We start from the raw sequence: 5880 nt of genomic DNA on the forward strand, positions 1-5880 counted from the left end.
GCGAGCGCTCCGTCCAGCCGGCCGGCTATCGCCCGGCTGGGCACCGGGCCGCTGGCCGGCACCCGGCTGGGCACCGCCCGGCTGGCCACCGCGGCCGACTGGCGGCGGGCCGCCGGGCCGCGACATGGGTCCGGTCGCGGCGCGAGGCATCGGCCCGGTCCTCCCCCGCGGGGGCGCCGAACCTGTCCCTGGTCGCGATCCGGAGCCACTGGCAGCAGCCGTACCGGTGCCAGGCATGGGACCGGCACTGGGCGCTGGCCCTGAGTCGGCGCGTGGCAGCGGCCCCGTCCCCGCCCGCGGGTAACCGCCGGCCGGCCGCGGCATGGGACCGCTGTTCCGCCCCCGCGGGGAACCGTCCCCCGCCACCGGAAGCGGACCGGTCGACGCCCGCGGCATGGGACCGCTGTTCCGCCCCCGCGGGGAGCCATCCCCCGCCACCGGAAGCGGGCCGGTCGACGCCCGCGGCAGCGGGCCGGTCCTCGCCCGCGGCAGCGGGCCGGTGTTGCGCCCCGGCGTCATGCCATTGCCCGCCGCCTGGATGGGGCCCGTCGTGGCCCGCGGCATGGGACCAGTCCCCGACCGCCGCGGCGCGCCGAGGTAGCGCGGCGGACCGACGTACCCCGGCTCGTAGAACGGCTGCCGGCCGTCCGCGCTCCCGTCCGGCGCGATCCCCGCGGGCGAGGTGGCGAAGGGAGCAGCGCTGCCTGCCGCCGGGCCCGCGCCCCAGGCGCCGGCCGGAGCGGAGAGCATCCCCTGCGGCGGCGCGGACATGGCCGCCGTCGCGGCGCGGACCATGCCGAGTTGCGCGAACATGGAGGCCGCGCGCATCGGCGCGGACCCCGAGCCCGCGGACTCCGGCACCGGCGGGCCGCTGATGTTCTCCTTGGGGTGCAGCGAGTTGGCCAGGATCCGCACCGCGAGCCCGAGCGCCACGAGGGCGACAACGAACCCGTAGCTCCAGTCCACGTACGGCTTGGCCGGGCGGCCGGCGAGCAGGCCGTGCCAGACCCCGAATACGAACGCCACGTACGAGGTGTAGTGGATCGCCCGCCACCGCCAGGCTTTGCCCTGCGCGGTGAATCTCCTGCGCACGATGCTCGTGATCGTGACCAGCAGGACGAGATCGGAGGCGATCGTGCCAAGGCCGATGTAGAAGGTGCGGAACGGCGACAGGAACGGCACGACAGCATCGAGCACGCGCACGCGCTGCGCGAGGATCTCGGTCACGATGTGGATGAGCAGGAACGCCACGGCCCCGAAGGACGCGGCGCGATGCGCGGACTGCAGGTAGATGCGGTGCCCGGGATGCAGGATCAAGCGGTCCGTCGCGATCAGCCCGAGGGCTACCGAGGCGCACAGCGCGATCAGCGCGAAGACGCCGGCGTAGAAGAGCATGAAGCGCTGGGTAGCCGCGTCGATGACGTGGCCGGCCGGCGTCAGCGCGAGGAACGCGACGATGACGATCGAGGCGCCGATCGCGACTCCGTAGATCAGCGTCGCGTGCTCGGCGACTACCCCTTCAGTTGACGGGCGAGCGCTCTCACGGCCGGGGGGACGGCTGCGAGTCGGGGCCACGGGGTTACCTCCTCAACAGTCGCTATCAAGCTTTCTGTGTCGTGCGTAACTCCGGCGCGTGCCCGCTACAGCGTCGGCTATCCGCCTCTCAGGCGGTCCCGACTATATCAGTGCTGATAACCGTTAGGACACGAAACGATATATATAACCGAAAACGTCGATACATTCGATTTAGGCGACCCATCAGCGGTGTTGATCGTGTATGATCGCGCGGCGGTGCGCTCTCTATACCGCAAGAGACGGTCCTGTGCCCGCGGAATTAGTGACTTCAGGCTAACTGCTTCTAAAACCAGACATGCTTCGCGAAATAGGCATATAGCTCCGCCTGCGGACGGCGGGCAGACCGCCCTGGCGGGGGCTGGGACCGGTCAGCGGAGTTCGGCCGCGACCAGCTCGGCGATCTGCGCGGTGTTGAGCGCGGCGCCCTTGCGCAGGTTGTCACCGCAGACGAAGAAGTCGATCGCGTTGGGGTCGTCCAGGGACTCGCGGACCCGGCCCACCCAGGTCGGGTCGGTGCCCACCACATCGGCGGGCGTGGGGAAGTCCCCGCGCTCCGGCTCGTCGCAGACCGCGATGCCCGGCGCCGCGCTCAGCGTCTCCCACGCGGCGGCCCGGCCGACGGGACGCGAGAACACCGCGTGCACGGCGGCCGAGTGGGTGGTCACCACCGGAACGCGGACGCAGGTGGCGGACACCCGCAGCGACGGCAGTCCGAGGATCTTGCGTGACTCGTTGCGGATCTTGAGCTCTTCCGAGGACCAGCCCGCGTCCCTGACCGACCCGGCCCACGGCACGACGTTGAGCGCAAGCGGCGCCGGGAACGGGCCAAGGTCGCCGACCACGCCGCGCAGGTCGCCGGGCCGCTGGCCGAGCGACCGCGTGCCCGAGACCTTGTCCAGTTGCGCGTAGAGCGTGTCGATGCCGGCCTGCCCCGCGCCCGATGCCGCCTGGTAGGAGGCGACGACAAGCTCCTGCAGGCCGAAGGCCCTGTGCAGCGCGCCGGCGGCGACGATCAGCGACAGCGTCGTGCAGTTCGGGTTCGCGATGATGCCCTTCGGCCGCCTGGCCGCATCGCCGGGGTTTACTTCGGGCACGACCAGGGGCACGTCAGGGTCCATCCGGAACGCGCCCGAGTTGTCCACCGCGACCGCGCCGCGCGCCGCGGCGAGCGGTACCCAGTGGGCCGACACCTCGTCTGGCACGTCGAACATGGCCACGTCCACGCCGTCGAAGGCGTCCTGCGACAGCGCGACGACCTCGGCTTCCTCGCCCCGCACGGCCAGTCGCCGCCCCGCGGACCGGGAGGAGGCGATCAGCCGGATCTCCCCCCAGACGTCCTCGCGGGTGGACAGCAGGTCGAGCATGACCGTGCCGACCGCGCCGGTCGCGCCGACGACGGCGAGCGTGGGGCGGCTGCTCATCGGCCTGTCCCCCCGTACACGACGGCCTCGACCTCGTCCGCCTCCAGGTCGAACGCCTTGTGCGTGGCGTTCACCGCCGTGTCCACCGCGCTCTGGCTTACCACGACCGAAATCCTGATCTCGGAGGTGGAGATCATCTCAATGTTCACGCCGGCCCCGGCGAGCGCGGCGAAGAACTTGGCGCTGACACCCGGGTGCGACCGCATGCCCGCGCCGATCAGGGAGACCTTGCCGATCCTGTCGTCGTAGAGCAGTTCCTGGAAACCGACCGTGTCCTGGGCCGCGCGCAGCAGCTCCACCGCCTGCTTCCCGTCGGCGCCGGGCAGCGTGAACGAGATGTCGGTGCGGCCGGTCGCGATCGCGGAGACGTTCTGCACGATCATGTCGATGTTGATGCCGGCCTCGGCGATGATCCCGAAGATCCGCGCCGCCTCGCCCACCCGGTCGGGCACCCCGACCACCGTGATCTTCGCCTCGCTCCGGTCATGTGCGACCCCGGAGATGATCGCCTGCTCCATCCCTGCCTCCTCCGCCTCGTCATCGCCGCTGTGCCCGGTCACCCACGTCCCTACCCGGTCGCTGAAGGAGGACCGCACGTGGATCGGCAGCCCGTAGCGCCGCGCGTACTCCACGCACCTGGGCATCAGCACCTTCGCGCCGCACGCCGCCAGTTCCAGCATTTCCTCATAGGTGATCCGCGGTATCCGGCGCGCCCCAGGCACGAGCCGCGGGTCCTCGGTGAACACCCCGTCCACGTCGGTGTAGATCTCGCACACGTCCGCGTGCAGCGCGGCGGCAAGCGCGACCGCCGTGGTGTCGGAGCCGCCGCGGCCCAGCGTGGTGATGTCCTTGGTGGTCTGCGAGACGCCCTGGAAGCCCGCCACGATCGGGATCGCGCCCTGCGCCAGCGCGGTGGCGATCCGGCCAGGGGTGACGTCGATGATCCTGGCCCGGCCGTGCACGGCGTCGGTGATCACGCCCGCCTGGGACCCGGTGAACGAGCGCGCTTCCATGCCCAGGCTGGCGATCGCCATCGCGAGCAGCGCCATCGAGATCCGCTCGCCCGCGGTCAGCAGCATGTCGAGTTCGCGGCCAGGCGGCTGCGGGCTGACCTTGTTGGCCAGGTCGATGAGCTCGTCTGTCGAGTCCCCCATCGCGGAGACGACCACGACTACCTGGTCACCGCCGTTGCGCGTGGCCACGATGCGCCGCGCCACTCTCTTGATACCCTCCGCGTCGGCTACCGACGAGCCGCCGTATTTCTGCACGACAAGGGCCACCGGACGCGCCGCTCCTCCCGGTATCTGACGGCGGAAGACGCTTGAGTGTATCCACGGCCTGCCCGGACGCCCAATCGTTTAGCGCCAGGCGGGGCGAACGTCACACGTCAAGCAGCCGGCGGCCCTCGAAGGCGCGGCCGAGCGTCACCTCGTCGGCGTACTCGAGGTCGCCGCCGACGGGCAGCCCGCTGGCCGGCCGGGTTACCCGCAGCCCCAGCGGCTTGACAAGCCGGGCCAGGTAGGTCGCGGTCGCCTCGCCTTCGAGGTTGGGGTCGGTCGCGAGGATGAGCTCGGTGACGGTTCCGTCCGACAACCTCGCCATCAGCTCGCGGATCCTCAGGTCGTCAGGGCCGACCCCGTCGATCGGGCTGATCGCGCCGCCAAGCACGTGGTACCGGCCGCGGAACTCGCGGATCTTCTCCACGGCCGCGACGTCCTTGGGCTCCTCGACGACGCAGATGACCGACGGGTCCCGCCTCGTGTCCAGGCAGATCCGGCACTCCTCTTCCTCGGCCACGTTTCCGCACGTCTTGCAGAACCGCACCCGCTCCGTCATGTCGATCAGCGCCGCGCAGAGGCGGCGGACATCCTCAGGGTCGGCGGCGAGCAGGTAAAACGCGATCCGCTGCGCGCCCTTCGGCCCGACGCCGGGCAGCCGCCCGAGCTCGTCGATGAGGTGCTGTATAACGCCTTCGTACATGCGAGGCCATCAGCGTTCTTGGTCGTCGTCCTCATCGTCGTCATATTCATCATCATCATCATCGTCCTCATCGTCGAGGTCGTCGTCGTCCTCGTCATCGTCGTCGTCGTCGTAGTCGTCATCGCCCGGCAGGCCGGTTGCGGCGCCGGGCAGGCCCACCCCCGGCAGGCCCAGCCCGGTCAGGTCCAGCCCTGGTACGGCGCCGCTGAGCGCGCCGAGCTGGCGCTGCTGCAGGTCGGCCGCGGCCCGGTTGGCGTCCCTGATCGCCGCGAGCACCAGGTCGGCCACCGTGCCCGCGGTCTCGGCCGGGTCCGCCGGGTCGATCACGCTGGGTTCGATTGTCAAGTCCAGCAGCTCGCCCGCACCGCTGACGACCGCCCTGACGGCGCCGCCGCCCGCCGAGCCGGTCACCTCGCTGTCAGCGAGCGCCTGCTGCGCGTTCATCAGCTGCGCCTGCATTTGCTGCGCAGCCTGGAAAATCTGCTGCATGTCAAAGCCGCCAGGTTCCACGTCAACCCTCCTTACCGCAGAGCCTACGCCCGCCCAGTCACAGTTTTCCCGCTCGGTTGCGGGACGCTCGCGGCCCCCCGTACCGCCGCTGGCGGCACGGTGGCCGCGGTCCGCTCAATCCTCGAATTCGCCGATGACCTGGCCGCCGAGCTCGCGCTGCACCAGCGCCATGCCCGTCAGTTCTGCCGACCCGGACACCGCCATGTCCTCGTCGTCGGGATCGAAGTCGTCGTCGGCAGGGAAGGGCACGTCCGGCTGCGGGCTGCCGCGCGGAGGGACCGGCGGAGACTGGTCGGCCACGGCCTGAGGTTCTGCCGCCGTCTCGCCGGGCGCCGGGGCCGCCACGGGGCCGGTGGCCGACGCGGCCCGGGGTTCCCCGGCAGCCGGCCGCGAC

The 5880-nt window shown here is 71.2% G+C and carries 4 protein-coding genes and 2 pseudogenes; all 6 read right to left on the minus strand.

Annotated features, from left to right (window positions below; translation table 11 throughout):
- Positions 1-1575, minus strand: a pseudogene (locus Q1N79_RS29065) (hypothetical protein); the annotation flags it as partial.
- Between the two features lie 368 nt (positions 1576-1943).
- Positions 1944-2996: an aspartate-semialdehyde dehydrogenase gene (locus Q1N79_RS29070; protein ID WP_300614298.1), complete on the minus strand. Its 1053-nt coding sequence runs from the start codon at positions 2994-2996 to the stop codon at positions 1944-1946.
- Positions 2993-4276, minus strand: a complete 1284-nt coding sequence (locus Q1N79_RS29075) for an aspartate kinase (protein WP_300614299.1) — start codon at positions 4274-4276, stop codon at positions 2993-2995. Before Q1N79_RS29075 ends, Q1N79_RS29070 begins: the two co-directional genes overlap by 4 nt.
- Positions 4277-4376: 100 nt before the next feature.
- Positions 4377-4976, minus strand: a complete 600-nt coding sequence (gene recR, locus Q1N79_RS29080) for a recombination mediator RecR (RefSeq protein ID WP_300614300.1) — start codon at positions 4974-4976, stop codon at positions 4377-4379.
- Between the two features lie 9 nt (positions 4977-4985).
- The gene (locus Q1N79_RS29085) at positions 4986-5486 is read right to left on the minus strand and encodes a YbaB/EbfC family nucleoid-associated protein (protein WP_367185154.1); all 501 of its coding nucleotides are present in this window, start codon (positions 5484-5486) and stop codon (positions 4986-4988) included.
- Between the two features lie 114 nt (positions 5487-5600).
- Positions 5601-5880 (minus strand): annotated as a pseudogene (locus Q1N79_RS29090) (DNA polymerase III subunit gamma and tau); the annotation flags it as partial.

The sequence above is a fragment of the Trebonia sp. genome (assembly GCF_030042015.1).
In the GTDB taxonomy this organism is placed as follows: Bacteria; Actinomycetota; Actinomycetes; order Streptosporangiales; family Streptosporangiaceae; genus Trebonia.